At 59.9% G+C, this 14,639-nt stretch carries 11 protein-coding genes; 4 read left to right on the top strand and 7 right to left on the bottom strand.

Translation table 11 applies throughout. The features are described 5' to 3' along the window. Positions 1 to 37 precede the first annotated feature (37 nt). The 4 genes from thyA to rppH all read right to left on the bottom strand — a co-directional run bounded on the left by thyA (position 38) and on the right by rppH (position 4,720). Positions 38 to 832, bottom strand: coding sequence for a thymidylate synthase (thyA, locus tag JL05_RS09035; protein ID WP_016929918.1), 795 nt, complete (start codon positions 830 to 832; stop codon positions 38 to 40). A gap of 7 nt (positions 833 to 839) precedes the next feature. Further along, entirely contained in the window at positions 840 to 1,712 is an 873-nt protein-coding gene (lgt, locus tag JL05_RS09030; protein WP_019455719.1) for a prolipoprotein diacylglyceryl transferase, read from the bottom strand. A gap of 221 nt (positions 1,713 to 1,933) precedes the next feature. After that, complete coding sequence (gene ptsP, locus JL05_RS09025) at positions 1,934 to 4,180, bottom strand: phosphoenolpyruvate--protein phosphotransferase (protein WP_033632227.1); 2,247 nt, start codon at positions 4,178 to 4,180, stop codon at positions 1,934 to 1,936. 12 nt (positions 4,181 to 4,192) lie between these two features. Beyond that, positions 4,193 to 4,720: an RNA pyrophosphohydrolase gene (rppH, locus tag JL05_RS09020; protein WP_004931849.1), complete on the bottom strand. Its 528-nt coding sequence runs from the start codon at positions 4,718 to 4,720 to the stop codon at positions 4,193 to 4,195. 696 nt (positions 4,721 to 5,416) lie between these two features. On the opposite strand from rppH, the gene mutH reads away from it, so the two are divergent. The 4 genes from mutH to JL05_RS09000 all read left to right on the top strand — a co-directional run bounded on the left by mutH (position 5,417) and on the right by JL05_RS09000 (position 8,532). Then, positions 5,417 to 6,103 (top strand): DNA mismatch repair endonuclease MutH, encoded by a 687-nt coding sequence (gene mutH, locus JL05_RS09015; RefSeq protein ID WP_033632226.1) that lies wholly within the window; start codon positions 5,417 to 5,419, stop codon positions 6,101 to 6,103. Between the two features lie 93 nt (positions 6,104 to 6,196). Next, on the top strand, positions 6,197 to 6,913 hold the full coding sequence (locus tag JL05_RS09010; protein WP_033632225.1) for a TerC family protein: 717 nt from the start codon (positions 6,197 to 6,199) through the stop codon (positions 6,911 to 6,913). A 154-nt stretch (positions 6,914 to 7,067) separates the two neighbouring features. Continuing rightward, on the top strand, positions 7,068 to 7,286 hold the full coding sequence (locus JL05_RS09005) for a YgdI/YgdR family lipoprotein (RefSeq protein ID WP_004931843.1): 219 nt from the start codon (positions 7,068 to 7,070) through the stop codon (positions 7,284 to 7,286). 205 nt (positions 7,287 to 7,491) lie between these two features. Then, a complete protein-coding gene (locus JL05_RS09000; protein WP_033632224.1) occupies positions 7,492 to 8,532 on the top strand; it encodes an NADP(H)-dependent aldo-keto reductase in 1,041 nt (346 codons plus the stop codon). 34 nt (positions 8,533 to 8,566) lie between these two features. Here JL05_RS09000 and lplT read toward each other — a convergent pair whose 3' ends face one another. The 3 genes from lplT to JL05_RS08985 form a co-directional block, all read right to left on the bottom strand. Then, the gene (lplT, locus tag JL05_RS08995; RefSeq protein ID WP_033632223.1) at positions 8,567 to 9,751 is read right to left on the bottom strand and encodes a lysophospholipid transporter LplT; all 1,185 of its coding nucleotides are present in this window, start codon (positions 9,749 to 9,751) and stop codon (positions 8,567 to 8,569) included. Continuing rightward, on the bottom strand, positions 9,751 to 11,904 hold the full coding sequence (aas, locus tag JL05_RS08990) for a bifunctional acyl-ACP--phospholipid O-acyltransferase/long-chain-fatty-acid--ACP ligase (protein ID WP_033632222.1): 2,154 nt from the start codon (positions 11,902 to 11,904) through the stop codon (positions 9,751 to 9,753). Before aas ends, lplT begins: the two co-directional genes overlap by 1 nt. 343 nt (positions 11,905 to 12,247) lie before the next feature. Continuing rightward, positions 12,248 to 14,506 carry a molybdopterin guanine dinucleotide-containing S/N-oxide reductase gene (locus JL05_RS08985; protein ID WP_033632221.1) on the bottom strand — a complete coding sequence of 753 codons (2,259 nt, stop codon included), beginning with the start codon at positions 14,504 to 14,506 and terminating at the stop codon, positions 12,248 to 12,250. Positions 14,507 to 14,639 lie beyond the last annotated feature (133 nt).

Raw genomic sequence — 14,639 nt, 5'->3', positions numbered from 1 at the left:
GCGCAATCGCTGCGCCCCTGGTGTGATGCGGTTAAGGTCAGATCGCGACCGGCGCCTTGATGGCCGGATGCGGATCGTAACCTTCGATCTCGAAGTCTTCGAAACGGTAATCGAACAGTGAAGCCGGTTTGCGTTTGATCACCAGTTTCGGCAACGGACGGGGTTCACGCGTCAGTTGCAGCTGAGTCTGTTCCATGTGGTTGCTGTACAGGTGGGTATCGCCGCCGGTCCAGACGAAATCGCCCACTTCCAGATCGCACTGCTGCGCCATCATGTGCACCAACAGCGCGTAGCTGGCGATGTTGAACGGCAGGCCGAGGAAGACGTCGCAGGAACGCTGGTACAGCTGGCAAGAGAGCTTGCCATCCGCCACGTAGAACTGGAAGAACGCGTGGCACGGCGCCAACGCCATCTGATCCAACTCGCCGACGTTCCAGGCGGAAACAATGATGCGACGCGAATCCGGATCTTGCTTCAGCTGCTGGAGCACGTTGCTCAGCTGATCGATCTGACGGCCGTCCGCCGCGCCCCAGGCGCGCCACTGTTTGCCGTACACCGGGCCGAGATCGCCGTTTTCATCGGCCCACTCGTCCCAAATGGTGACCTTGTTGTCACGCAGGTAGGCGATGTTGGTATCGCCGTTCAGGAACCATAACAGCTCATGAATGATCGAACGCAGATGACATTTCTTGGTGGTCACCAACGGGAAACCTTCCTGCAAGTTGAAACGCATCTGGTGGCCGAAAATCGACAATGTGCCAGTGCCGGTACGGTCGGCTTTAGGGGTGCCCTCGGCGAGCACCTTGTTCATCAAATCCAGATACTGTTTCATTTGTCCCTCACGACACTTGTTGCTGCGGGCGACGACGGTACGCCCAAATCATCATAATAACACCGGCCACCACCATTGGGATGGACAGGATCTGCCCCATGCTGATCACGCCGTCGAACAGGCCGAGCTGAGCATCCGGTTGGCGGAACGCTTCAACGATGATGCGGAATGCGCCATACCCGATCAGGAACAGGCCTGATACGGCGCCCATCGGCCGCGGCTTGCGAATAAACAGGTTCAGAATGATAAACAGCACCACGCCTTCCAGCAGCAGTTCATACAGCTGCGACGGGTGGCGCGGCAGTACGCCGTACTGATTCAGCAACGGCAACAGAGAGGGATCGGCGGCGGCGAGGGCCACGTCTTCGCTGCGCGAGCTTGGGAACAACATCGCCCAAGGGGTGTCGGTGGTGACGCGGCCCCATAGCTCGCCGTTGATAAAGTTGCCGAGGCGGCCGGCGCCCAGGCCGAATGGGATCAATGGCGCGATAAAATCGGAAACCTGGAAGAAGGTGCGTTTGGTGCGGCGAGCGAACCAGAACATCACCAGAATCACCCCCATCAAGCCGCCGTGGAACGACATGCCGCCATCCCAGACCTTGAACAGATAGAGCGGGTTATCCAGGAACAGCGGCAGGTTGTAGAACAGCACATAGCCTACGCGGCCGCCGACGAATACGCCCAGGAAGCCGGCGTAGAGCAGGTTTTCCACTTCGTCTTTGGTCCAGCCGCTGCCCGGCTTGTTGGCGCGACGCACCGCCAGCCACATGGCAAAAACGAAGCCGACCAGGTACATCAGGCCGTACCAATGCAGAGAAACGGGGCCAATGGAGAAAATGACCGGATCAAATTTAGGAAACGCCAGATAGCTATTGCTCATCTATCACCACAACATGTCTGTTATTTTTCCCCATGCGGGGGCGGCAGGTGCCAAACGTCGGCGCAGGTTGTCACACGCCTTGCAAGCGACAGCATTGGCCGCTGCGGTTTGCAAGACGACGAACAGCGCCGCGCTGAGGTTGCGCATCATAACATAGGCTTAGCGCGGTCCGGGCCGGCAGCGCGGGAAAAGTTCTGTAAAAAAATCACATCGCGCGGCGATTATCTGCCGCCGCGAATCAACCCGCCCATGCCGCGCCGCTCCATAAACGCCGCCACCAAATGGCGCACTTCGGTGGTCATCTGGGTGTTCAACACCCGGTGAGCCAGCATTTCAGCGTCGGCAAGGTCGATATGCCGCAGCAGGTATTTGATGCGCGCCACGCTGCGGCCATTCATGCTCAGATTGCGATAGCCCATGCCCACCAGCAACAGCGCGCCCATCGGATCGCCGGCCAGTTCACCGCACAGGCTAAGCTGCAGCCCGGCCGATTTTCCCTGTTCGGCGATCAAGTTCAGCACCTGCAGCATCGCGGGATGCAAACTGTCATACAGCGCGGCGACCCGCGTGTTGTTGCGATCCACCGCCAGCAGGTACTGGGTCAAGTCGTTGGTGCCTACCGAGATGAAATCGACGCGCCCGGCCAAATGCGGGATCAGGAAAATCATCGACGGCACTTCCAGCATCACGCCGATTTTCGGTTTCGGGATCGCATAGCCAAGCACCTCTTCCACCTCGCGCCCGGCTCGGTCAATCAGGCGTTTAGCTTCGTCGACCTCTTCAAGGCTGGTGACCATCGGCAGCAAAATACCCAGGTTGCCGGTGCCGGCATTGGCGCGCAGCATGGCGCGTACCTGAATCAAAAAGATCTCCGGCTGATCCAGAGTGATGCGGATGCCGCGCCACCCCAGGCAAGGGTTCTCTTCGCTGATCGGCATATAGGGCAGTTGCTTGTCGGCGCCGATATCCAGGGTGCGCAGCGTAACCGGCTTGCTCGGATAAAGCTGCAGCATGCCTTGATACTGCGCGACCTGTTCTTCTTCGGAGGGGAAACCGCTTTGCAACATGAACGGGATTTCGGTGCGGTACAACCCCACGCCATCCACCCGGCCGCCCAACAGCTGTTCATGTTCCGAGCTGAGGCCGGCGTTCAGCATCACCTGGATACGCTCGCCGCTTTTCAACTGCGCCGGCTGCTCGACGTCGTCTTCCGCCAGCTTGCTCAGCTCCAGCTCTTCGCTGATCAGCCGTTGATATTCCTGCACCAGCACCGGCTCAGGATCGACCAACAGTTCACCGCGATAACCGTCGACGATCAGCAACCGCTGGCTGAGCAGAGAAGGTTGGATGTCGGCGCCCATCACCGTCGGCACGCCCATCGCACGCACCAAAATCGCCGCATGCGAGTTGGCGGCGCCGTCGCGCACCACCACGCCGACCAGGCGATCCTGCGGCACTTCGGCCAGCAATGTCGCGGTCAGCTCATCCGCCACCAGCACAAAACGCGCCGGCCACTGGGTGGCGCCCTGGGTGGTGTCGTCGAGGTGGAACAGCAGGCGTTGGCCCAGCGCGCGCAGGTCGCTGCCGCGCTCGCGCATATAGGTGTCCTGCAGTTTGGCGAACTGTTCGGCAAAGGCTTCTATCACCTGTTTCACCGCCCACTCCGCCACCGAACCGTTGTCGATTTCGGCGAACAGTTCGCGCTTGAGGCGAGCGTCGTTTAACAGGTGAGAATAAAGATCGAAGATCGCCGCGCTCTCTTTTTGCGAGCTGGCGGCAAAACGCTTGCTGAAGCGGCGAAACTCCGCGCCGGCCTCTTCCAGCGCCAACGTCAGGCGCTCGCGCTCGCTGGCGGTGTCCAGCGTCGACGCGCGGTAAACCTGATCGAGCGAAGGCTGGCTACTGTCCTGCCACCCTTCCGCCACCGCCACGCCGGGCGAGGCCGCCAGCGCGCGCACGCGCGTTTGGCGATACTGGCCGAAAATGGCGTTGAGCTGCGACTGTGAAAGGATCCCGGCCATCTGCGTGGCCAGGGTGACCATGAAAGACTCTTCGCTTTCATCGAACTGGCGCAGCTCGCGCTGCTGCACCACCAGCACCCCCAGCAGCTGGCGCCGATGAATGATCGGCACCCCGAGGAAGGATCGGAAGCGATCCTCTTTCACCTGCGGAACATACTTGAAGCTGGGGTGACTTTGGGCATCGGCCAGGTTGATAGGCTCGGCTCGGCGGCCGACCAACCCGACGACGCCCTCGTCAAACGCCAATGCGATAGTGCGCCCACGCGGCTTTTTCAGCCCGCGCGTGGCCATCAGGTAGTAGCAGCGGCGATCGTTGTCCGCCAGGTAGATGGAACACACTTCGGTGTCCATCGCCAGACAGGTTTCATTGACCAGCAGATCCAGCGCATCCGTCAGACTGGCCGCCGCGGCCACCTTCTCTACAATTTCTCGCAAGCGCGTGAGCATAGTCGGCTTAACTTAACCTCTCTTTCGGCGATAAGCGGGGGCCTGCCGCGGCGCCGCCTGCTCTTGCATCGGCATCACGGTCACGGCGAATTCTTTCATCACCCGGCGGTAGACGTCGCGTTTGAACGACACCACCTGGCGCACCGGATACCAGAAGCTCACCCAGCGCCAACCGTCGAACTCCGGCGTGCTGCTGCGCTGCATATTGATATCAGCGTCATTGCACAGTAGCTGCAACAAAAACCATTTTTGCTTTTGGCCGATACAAACCGGCTTTGTGTCCCAACGCACCAAACGTTTCGGCAATTTATAGCGCAACCAGTTGCGGGTCGAAGCCAGGATGCGCACATCCTTTTTACTCAGCCCCACTTCTTCGAACAGCTCACGGTACATCGCCTGCTCCGCAGTTTCGCCAGGGTTAATCCCACCTTGGGGAAACTGCCAGGAGTGCTGACCGTAACGGCGGGCCCATAGGACCTGCCCCTGACGATTACAGATTACGATACCAACATTCGGGCGGTAGCCATCATCATCGATCACCGGACTACCTCGATAAGCTTAAATTCGCATAGATGTCCTGATTGTTTCACACAAGCTACAGGCGGTAAACCACTGCTTTACGGCGCTGCGGGCCGGATAACATTGGGATAACTCACAGATATAGGCAAAGTTATAAACATACCCCAGCCTTTCAGACCGGTTTTATTCACTTTTTCTGTGGATAGGTGTGTGCAGAACTCGAGGGATAAGCCGGTAAAACTCTCGCCCCCTAAAATCCCCCCTCATACCAAAAAACAAATATTAACATTAAAAACATATAGTTAACCAATATATCGCAGTCATGCACAGGGCAAAAATGTGATCTATGCACGGTAAGGATCTTACCCTGGCGAAAGATCCACCAACGCCGTTTTTATCCACAGATTATCCGGGCAAGTTACGCACAAAACGGACAAATTCGTAAAAATCCGCCTGAGTCAAGGCTGTAAATTGAACCAGTGATCGGTAAAAATTTGGGTTATCCCATAAATCTGTGGATAAATAGGTGTAAGATCCTGTTTATTGTCGGTGGCTTCAGGTGAACAAGCCCCGCAGGTGCATTATCGGCCCCACGAGGAAAGAAAAAAAGTCATGTAAAATCATGCTACTATTATTCTTTTCCCCAGGCGACAGCGGTTATCGCGCGCCGTGTATAATTGCAGTACGTTTTTCAACCAAATTCGACAGGCTTGATTTATGGCATTTTTATCCCCTTTGCCGCCCCCGCCGGAAAATGAACGGCAGCTATTCGAGCGCGCTCAGGCGCTGGCCGGCTTCAGCTTTGGCGAACTGGCCGCCCGTGCGCAATTGCCGATCCCCAAGGATCTGAAACGCGATAAAGGCTGGGTGGGCATGCTGCTGGAGCTGTATCTCGGCGCCATGGCCGGCAGCAAACCGGAACAGGATTTTCCCGAGCTGGGCATTGAGCTGAAAACCATTCCTGTCGACGCCGCCGGCAAACCGCTGGAGACCACTTTCGTCTGCGTCGCCCCGCTCACCGGCAACAGCGGCGTCACCTGGGCCAGCAGCCACGTTCGCCACAAGCTGGCGCGCGTGTTGTGGATACCGGTAGAGGGCGAACGGCAAATCCCGCTGGCGCAGCGCCGCGTCGGTTCGCCGCTGCTATGGAGCCCGAGCCTTGCTGAAGAAGAGAGGTTGCGCCGCGATTGGGAAGAGCTGATGGATCTGATTGTGCTCGGTCACGTAGAACGCATCACCGCACGCCACGGCGAAGTGCTGCAACTGCGCCCCAAAGCGGCCAACAACAAGGCGCTCACCGAAGCCATCGGTGAACAGGGGCAACCTATCATGACGCTGCCGCGCGGTTTCTATCTGAAAAAGGGTTTTACCGGCGCGCTGCTGGCAAGACATTTCTCAATCTAAGCGATTTCGTTTAACTCTGGTTTAGCTAGCCCTGTCAGCGCCGCGATAAACGCGTATAATTCACGCTTTGCATTTATTAAGGTGTGTCGGGTAATGTTCGAATGGATTATGGATCCCAATGCCTGGTTAGCGTTAGGTACGCTAACCATTCTTGAGATCGTACTGGGTATTGATAACATCATTTTTCTGTCGCTGGTGGTAGCCAAGTTGCCCAAAGCGCAACAGAACAAAGCTCGCCGGCTCGGGCTGGCCGCCGCCATGCTGATGCGCCTGGCGCTGCTGGCCTCTATCGCCTGGGTGATCCGCTTGACGCACCCGCTGTTCACCGTGCTGGATCACGCCATTTCCGCCCGCGATTTGATCCTGCTGCTGGGGGGACTGTTCCTGATCTGGAAAGCCAGCAAAGAGATCCACGAAACCATCGAAGGGTCGGAAGAAGAGCACCACACCAAGGTGCACAGCTTCTTCGGCGCGATCGTACAGATCATGCTGTTGGATATCATCTTCAGTCTGGATTCGGTGATTACCGCCGTGGGCCTTTCCGACCATCTGTTCATCATGATGGCGGCGGTGGTGATCGCCGTCGGCGTGATGATGTTCGCCGCCCGGCCGATCGGCGAGTTCGTCAACCGCCATCCGTCGGTAAAAATGCTGGCGCTGGCGTTCCTGATCCTGGTGGGCTTCACGCTGATGCTGGAAAGCTTCCAGGTGCATGTGCCGAAAGGCTACATCTACTTCGCCATGTTCTTCTCCATGTCGGTAGAAGCGCTCAATCTGATGCGCAGCAAGAAAAACCGTTCGCCGGAATAACCCTGCGCGGAGGCCGCCATCGGCGGCTTCCATCGCTTCGTTGACATCTCATTTCACTTCTTCTTATCAGATAAAGACTTATCTGAGACGCCCCCGGCCAAGAGTTTGCTAATCTTGAAAGAACATTGTTTTTGCATAATCGAGGATCCGCAGGATGAAAAAGTGGGTAATGGCAGTGTCTGCGCTGGTGATGGCGGCCGGTTTGGCGGGATGTTCCAGCGACTATGTCATGGCGACCAAAGACGGCAACATGATCCTGACGCAAGGCAAGCCAGAGATCGACGAAGACACCGGCCTCATCAGCTATAAAGACGAGAAAGGCAACCACCGCCAGATCAACGGCGATCAGGTTTCCCAGGTTATCGAACGCTAATCACCGCTCGCCGGCTATCGCCCGTTCAAGCGCGGTAGCCCTCATTCGTCTCCGCACTGAATCCGCTTCCCCCATCTTCACCGCTTGGTTATAGTCAGGAAAGGCGACATCGCCGCCCGACGGACTTTGCGCCGTCTTCTGAATTGGGCTCCTGTTTCACCGGGCCGCGCGGCCCGTCAGCGCTAACAAGAAAGGAAGGCCGTTAATGCAATACCACCGTATTCCCCACAGTTCTTTAGAAGTGAGCGTGCTGGGACTGGGCACCATGACCTTTGGCGAACAGAACAGCGAAGCCGACGCCCATGCGCAACTGGACTATGCATTGGCCGCAGGCGTGAACCTGATAGATACCGCCGAACTGTACCCGGTGCCGCCTCGTCCGGAAACCCAGGGCCTGACCGAGAGCTATATCGGCAGTTGGATCAAGGCGCGCGGCAATCGCGAAAAAATCGTCCTGGCCAGCAAAGTTTCGGGCCCGGTGCGCGGCACCGACAGCAGCATCCGTCCGCAGCAGGCGCTGGATCGCAAAAACATCCGCGCCGCGCTGGACGCCAGCCTCAAGCGGCTGAACACCGATTATCTCGATCTTTATCAATTGCACTGGCCGCAGCGCGCTACCAACTGCTTTGGCAAACTCAACTATCAATACACCGACGACAAAGCTACGGTCACGCTGTTGGAAACGCTGGAAGCGCTGACCGAGCAGGTGCGCGCCGGTAAGATCCGCTATATCGGGGTTTCCAATGAAACGCCTTGGGGGGTGATGCGCTACCTGCAGCTGGCGGAGAAACATGAGCTGCCGCGCATCGTGTCGATTCAAAACCCGTACAGCCTGCTGAACCGCAGCTTTGAGATTGGCCTGGCCGAGATCAGCCAGCACGAAGGGGTGGAACTGCTGGCCTATTCCAGCCTGGCGTTCGGCACCCTGAGCGGTAAATACCTCAACGGCGCAAAACCGGCCGGCGCGCGCAATACGCTGTTCACCCGCTTCAACCGTTATTCAGGACAGCAAACCCAGTTGGCGATCGCCGAATACGTGGCGCTGGCCCAAAAACACGGACTGGATCCTTCGCAGATGGCCTTGGCTTTCGTGCGTCAGCAGCCGTTCGTCGCCAGCACTCTGCTGGGCGCCACCTCGGTGGATCAGTTGAAAATCAACCTCGACAGCCTCGACGTGATTCTGGATGAGGACGTGCTGCAGGCGCTCGAAGAAATCCACACCCGGTTTACCATTCCGGCGCCTTAATCCCCCTGAGGGCGCAGCCAGGCTGCGCCCCGTTTCACCGCCGCTGCGACCACCACAACGCGCTAATCGCCAGCGCAAACACCACGCCAAACCCTACGCCGACGCCCACCACCGGCACGCCCAGCTTCACGACCAAAGAATACAGGCCCAGCATCAGCAACATGGCGGCGTTTTCACCCAGGTTTTGCACCGCGATCGCATTGCCGGCGCCGACCGAATGTTTGCCCCGCTCCTGCAGCAACGCATTGAGTGGCACCACGAAGAAGCCCCCCAGCATGCCGATGATCGCCAGCAAGACGTAGGCATTGAGCATGGTCGTTTGCAACGCAAACACCGCGACCGCGACGCCGATAAGGATCCCGGCCGGCATGCAGCGCTTCACCGTCTTCAGCGTGACGAAGCGCGCGGCGGCGCCGGCGCCCACCACGATGCCGACGGCCACCATGGCGTTCAGCAGCGTCGGCGTGGCGTTATCGGCGATGCCAAGCGCCACCGGCACCCACAGCACCAACAGAAAACGCAGCGTCACGCCGGCCCCCCAAAACAGGCTGGTGCCAATCAATGAGAAACGCGTCTGCCCATCGCGCCATAATGTGACGCAGGCGGTAAAGAAACTGTGCGTCATGGCCCGCGGCCGCCATGAAGCCCCTGGGCGCGCCGCCGCCAGACGTGGAATATACAGGTTGGCGACCACCGCCCCCGCGTAAACCAACGCGCAGGCCGCCAGCGCCGCGACCACGTGCCAGTCCGCCAGAATACCGCCGGCCACCGAACCGGTCAGAATGGCGGCGATGGTCGAGGCCTCCATCAGGCCGTTAGCCTTGACCAGCTTCTCGCCGCTGGTGATCTCGCCCAGAATGCCGTATTTGGCCGGAGAATACGCGGCGGCCCCCACGCCGACCAGGCTGTAACCCAGAAACGGGTTCCCCCCAAAACAGATCACCAATGCCCCCGCCAGCTTCAGCGCGTTGGCGAACATCATCACCCGCCCTTTGGCGAAGCTGTCGGCCACCTGGCCGACAAACGGCGCCAGGATGATGTAGGTGGCGACGAAGGCCATCTGCAGGATCGGCTGGCTCCAGTCCGGATACAGCTGCTGCTTGATCAGCGCCAGCGTGGCGAACAGCAACGCATTGTCGCCGAACGCCGAGAGGAACTGCGCGCTGATCACGGCGATCATGCCGCGTGACAACAAAGGGGATTCGGTCGAAGGATTCATCAGGCACTCTCCGGCTGTTCGGCCATATGACGCAGGGTGACGAAATCAGGTTTGCCGCTGCCGAGCACCGGCAGCGTTTTCAACAGGCGAATATCGCGCGGCACCGCCAGCTCCGGGCTGCCCAGCTCGCGCGCCACCCGCAGCAATGCCTCGCGGGTAATGGCGGGATCGGTGGTGAACAGCACCAGCGCCTCGCCTTTGCTGCTGTCGCTTTTGACCGTGGCGGCATGCAGTTTTTCCGGCGACAACCGTTGCGCCAGCAGTTCGACGCTCTCCAGCGACACCATCTCGCCCGCCAGCTTGGCGAAGCGCTTCACGCGTCCGCGAATGGTGCAGTAACCCTGCTCATCCAGGCTGACGATATCGCCGGTATCATACCAACCCGGCTGCAGCACACCGTTCTCATCTTCCGCCGCCGGCGGTTCCAGCTCACCGGGACGTTCAACCCGCAGGTAGCCTTTCATGATATTCGGCCCCTTCAGCTGCAGGCGGCCGCCGTTATAGATGCCCGGCACCGCGATCAAGCGCGCCTCCATCTGCGGCATGATGCGGCCAACGGTGCCCACCTTGGTCGCCAGCGGCACGTTGATCGACACCACCGGCGCGCACTCGGTCACGCCATAGCCTTCCAGAATGCGGATGCCGTATTTATCCTGATAGATCTGTTTGGTGCTGTCCGCCAGTTTCTCCGCGCCGGCCACCACATAGCGCAAGCGGGCGAAATCATACGGATGCGCGAAGCGCGCATAATTGTTGAGGAAGGTCGCCGTGCCGAACAGCACCGTGCAGTTACGGTCATACACCAACTCCGGCACCACGCGATAGTGCAGCGGGCTGGGGTAGAGGAAAATGCGGCTGCCGGTGAGAAGCGGCGTCAGCAGCCCCACCGTCAGGCCGAACGAGTGGAACAATGGCAGCGATGACATGAAACGGTCGCGCGGCGTGAAATCGGCGATGGTGCGAATTTGTTCTACGTTGGCCAGCAGGCTGGCATGCGAATGCACCACGCCCTTGGGGTGGCCTTCGGAGCCGGAAGTGAACAAGATCAGCGCCGCGTCCTCCGGGCGTTGCGGCAACATCGCGCGCTGCGGTTGCAGCAAGTGCCGCAGGATCCACAGCTTGTCCGCCAGCGTAACGGTGTCTTTCAGATCCTCCAGATACACCCAGTTGGCCTGCGTCACCTGATCCGGCAGATGGGTCAGCTTGCCCTTCTCCAGGAACTGGCGCGAGGTGACGATGGTCTTGATGCCGGCGGCGGTCATCGCGCTGTTCAGGCCGTTGGCGCCGGCGGTGTAGTTGAGCATCGCCGGAATGCGGTTGCGCAGCGAAGCGCCGAAGATCGCCGCCGCGGTGATGGTGGCGTTGGGCAACAGCAGCCCGACGTGTTCCCCTTCGGCGGTAAAGCGCTGCAGAATGCGGCTGACGCCCAGCGATTTCTTGATCAGCGTTTGGTAGCTGTCCTCTTTGAAAGCGATGTCTTCGATACACGGCTTGCGGCGCCCATAGCGCTGCTGCGCCGCCAGCAAGGCATGGAACAGCGTCTGCGGTTCGCGCGTCTCCATGCGCGCCCGCATCATGATCTGCATCAGCCGATCGCCCGCCAGCGCCCGCCGCTCGCGCGCACGCGGCGCCTCCGGCATCGGCAGCGTGGTCGGCGGCAAGATGCGGATGCTGATTTGCGGAAACCAGCGGATCTTGAACACCCCGGCCATGCGGCCGAACGGGCTGAATTCGGGGCCGTCGATCCGCACCGGCACCACGGTGGCGCCCGATTTGGCGGCGATAAACGCCGCGCCGTCGTAGATTTTCATCAGCGCGCCGGTTACGGTGATGCGCCCTTCAGGGAACACCACGATCGGCCGCCCCTGTTCGACCATGCGCACCAGCTGCTTGATGGCCATCGGCTTGGTGGGATCGAGCGAGACGAAATCGATGTAGGGCCGAAGCCAGCGCATAAACCAGCTCTCGCCAATGCTGGCATAGACCGCAAACACCGGTTTTATCGGCAGGAACAGCGCCAGCAGTACGCCGTCGAGGAAAGAGACGTGGTTCGGCGTAATCAGTAATTTTTGCCGTTCGAAGTGCTGGACGTCCCCTTCGACCCGTACCCGAAACAACAGGCGAAACAGCGCGCGCAGCAGTGAAAAGATCATGCCCTTCTCCCTTGGCCATGGAGGCGTAAATCGTTGTAGGGAAAAGAATACTATATGGCAGGCAAAAAAAAACCTACGCATCCGCGTAGGTTGGTGCAATTGAAAATGGCTTCAACATACAGAGTATGCTGATTTCTCACCAATCAATACCTCTGGGATCACCTACTCTAGAGAGATGGCGTGCAGGAAACTACCGCCGAATCGCAAGAGTTCTGCTCCAAATGCAACCAGCTGTAAATTTCCCGCGATCTGCTGTAATAACTCAATGAAACTTAAACCTTCCCGCAGCGACGAAAATAAATATAACAACGACGAGCCAGTGACCCAGACGTGAAATCTTCACTCATCGTGCGCTGACCTCGACCAGGCAGCTCATGGCGTTCGGCCCCTGCGTCAGCGGCGAGGTGCCGATATCCAGCGTCAGCACATTCGGGTTGCCCGCCTGCTCGAGCGGCCGGCGCTGCGCGTCGAAACCCGGCTCGAACCAGGCGCCGGTCGCCATCAACACCACGCCGCGCGTCACACCATCGGTGAGCGATACCCCCGCCAGACAGCTGCCGCGCGCATTGCTGACCAGCACTTCGGCGCCGTCCGCCACGCCGCGCGGCGCGGCGTCGTCCGGATGCATATACAGGGTTTCGCGCCCGGCGGTCTTGTTGCCCTGCGCCAGCGGCGCCGGATCCATCTGGCTATGCAGGCGATCGCTCGGCTGAATGGAGATCAGGTGCAGCGGCCAGTTTTTGGCCTGCGGCGCACCCAGCCACTCCACCGGCGGCCGCCACTGCGGATGCGGAGCGAAATCTTCGTAGCGATAGCCGGCGATCCGCTCGCTGAACAATTCGATCTTGCCGCTGGGCGTTTGCAGCGGGTTAACCTGGGGATCGGCGCGAAACGCGTCAAAAAATACAAACTCTTTGGCCGGCGCGGGCAGCTCGACATAGCCCCGTTGCCAGAACGCCTCAAACTCGGGCCAGGCGACGCCGGCGCGCTGCTGCGCTGCGCCGCATTGCCGATAGATAGCTTCGATCCAGGCGCGCTCATCGCGATTCTCGGTAAAGCGCTCACGATAGCCGAGACGCTCGGCCAGATCGGCGAAGATATCGAAATCGTTGCGCGCCTGATGCTGCGGCGCAATGGCCTGGTGCATCGCCAACACGTAGCGATCGCGCGACGAGCCGCCGATGTCGTTGCGCTCCAGCGAACTGGTGACCGGCAACACGATATCCGCCATTTTGGCTGCCGCCGTCCACCAGATATCTTGTACGATCACCGTGTCCGGCTTCTGCCAGCCCTCCACCAGCCGATTCAACTGCTGATGATGATGGAACGGGTTGCCGCCGGCCCAGTGCACCAGATGGATATCCGGATAATGCCGCGTCTCGCCGCAAAATTGATAGGCCTCACCGGGGTGCAGCAGCATGTCGCAGATGCGCGCCACCGGGATCGCCAGCCCGGCCGGGTTATCCCCTACTGGCATGGTCGGCGCGGGGGTATCCACGCGCGGATTGCCGACGCCATTCATTGAGCCGTGGCCGAACGAGAAACCGCCGCCCGGCAGCCCCACCTGGCCCAGCATCGCCGATAGCGCGATCATCATCCAATACGGTTGCTCCCCCCGATGCGCACGTTGCACAGAGTAGGAACAGGTGATGAAACTGCGCACGCCGATCAGTTGCCGCGCCAGCAGCGCGATGCGCGCCGCCGGAATGCCGGTGATGGCGCTGGCCCAGGCCGGCGTTTTCGCCACGCCGTCGCTCACGCCGTTCAGGTAATCCGCCAACTGTTGATAGCCCACGCAGTGGCTGTGCAGGAAGGCTTCATCCTGCGCGCCCAGCCGCTGGATTTCGTAAGCCAGCGCCAGCATCAGCGCCACGTCGGTATTCGGCCGGATCGGGATCCATTCCGCATTGACGAACTCGGGGCAATCATCGCGCATCGGGCTGATGTTGACCACCGGTGTACCCTTGCGCGCCAGCTTTTGCAGCCAGGGCTTGAGCGCATGTTCCGCCGCGCCGCCGGAAGAGACCTGAGCGTTTTTCAGCGCCAACCCACCAAACGCCACAAACAGCTCGCAATGTTCCACCACGCTCGGCCAACTGGTGACGCGCCCGGTCAACGGCGAGAAAGTGCCGATCACATACGGCAGAAAGAACTGCGCTGCGCCCCAGCTGTAGTTGCCCTGCTGATCGACCCCGCCGCCGCCGCTGAAATAGAATCGCCGCACCAGCGAGCGGGCATGGTGCAGCCGCCCGGCCGACGACCAGCCATAAGAGCCGGTAAACAACCCGGAGGCGCCGTAGCGCTCGCGCACCCGGCGATTCTCCTGCGCCACCAAATCGAGCGCCAATTCCCAGTCCACCTCGACGAAATCTTCCCTGCCGCGCAGCGTACGGTCGCTGCCCTCGCGCTTTTGCAGCCACGAGCGGCGCACCGCCGGCTTGCGAATGCGCTTGTCGGAGTAGACCATCGGGACGATGGAATCGAGCAGCGGCGAAGGGTCGGGATCGTCGACGAAGGGTTCACAACGGATAAGCCGGCCGTCTTCAACCACGGCGGTATAAGCGCCCCAATGGGCGAGCTGCGGATAGCGTTTAATGGACATGGCATTCTCGGCGCAAATCGGAATGCACAGACGTTACCTCAGCCCGCCGCCGGTGCCAACGTACAAATTGCGCTATCGTTCGGTAGCAGTTGGTTATGCGTACAGACTCGAAGAGATTCTGCAACGGCCGCCA

It is taken from the genome of Serratia nematodiphila DZ0503SBS1, assembly GCF_000738675.1.
GTDB classification, from domain to species: Bacteria; Pseudomonadota; Gammaproteobacteria; order Enterobacterales; family Enterobacteriaceae; genus Serratia; species Serratia nematodiphila.
The sequence above is the reverse complement of the archived record's forward strand: the minus strand, read 5'-3'. Positions and strand labels throughout refer to the sequence as shown.

Excerpts from the sequence above, each read along its gene's own strand:
- thyA (WP_016929918.1), bottom strand. The coding sequence starts at position 832 with ATGAAACAGTATCTGGATTTGATGAACAAGGTGCTCGCCGAGGGCACC.
- lgt (WP_019455719.1), bottom strand. The coding sequence starts at position 1,712 with ATGAGCAATAGCTATCTGGCGTTTCCTAAATTTGATCCGGTCATTTTC.
- ptsP (WP_033632227.1), bottom strand. The coding sequence starts at position 4,180 with ATGCTCACGCGCTTGCGAGAAATTGTAGAGAAGGTGGCCGCGGCGGCC.
- mutH (WP_033632226.1), top strand. The coding sequence starts at position 5,417 with ATGGCATTTTTATCCCCTTTGCCGCCCCCGCCGGAAAATGAACGGCAG.
- JL05_RS09010 (WP_033632225.1), top strand. The coding sequence starts at position 6,197 with ATGTTCGAATGGATTATGGATCCCAATGCCTGGTTAGCGTTAGGTACG.
- JL05_RS09005 (WP_004931843.1), top strand. The coding sequence starts at position 7,068 with ATGAAAAAGTGGGTAATGGCAGTGTCTGCGCTGGTGATGGCGGCCGGT.
- JL05_RS09000 (WP_033632224.1), top strand. The coding sequence starts at position 7,492 with ATGCAATACCACCGTATTCCCCACAGTTCTTTAGAAGTGAGCGTGCTG.
- lplT (WP_033632223.1), bottom strand. The coding sequence starts at position 9,751 with ATGAATCCTTCGACCGAATCCCCTTTGTTGTCACGCGGCATGATCGCC.
- aas (WP_033632222.1), bottom strand. The coding sequence starts at position 11,904 with ATGATCTTTTCACTGCTGCGCGCGCTGTTTCGCCTGTTGTTTCGGGTA.
- JL05_RS08985 (WP_033632221.1), bottom strand. The coding sequence starts at position 14,506 with ATGTCCATTAAACGCTATCCGCAGCTCGCCCATTGGGGCGCTTATACC.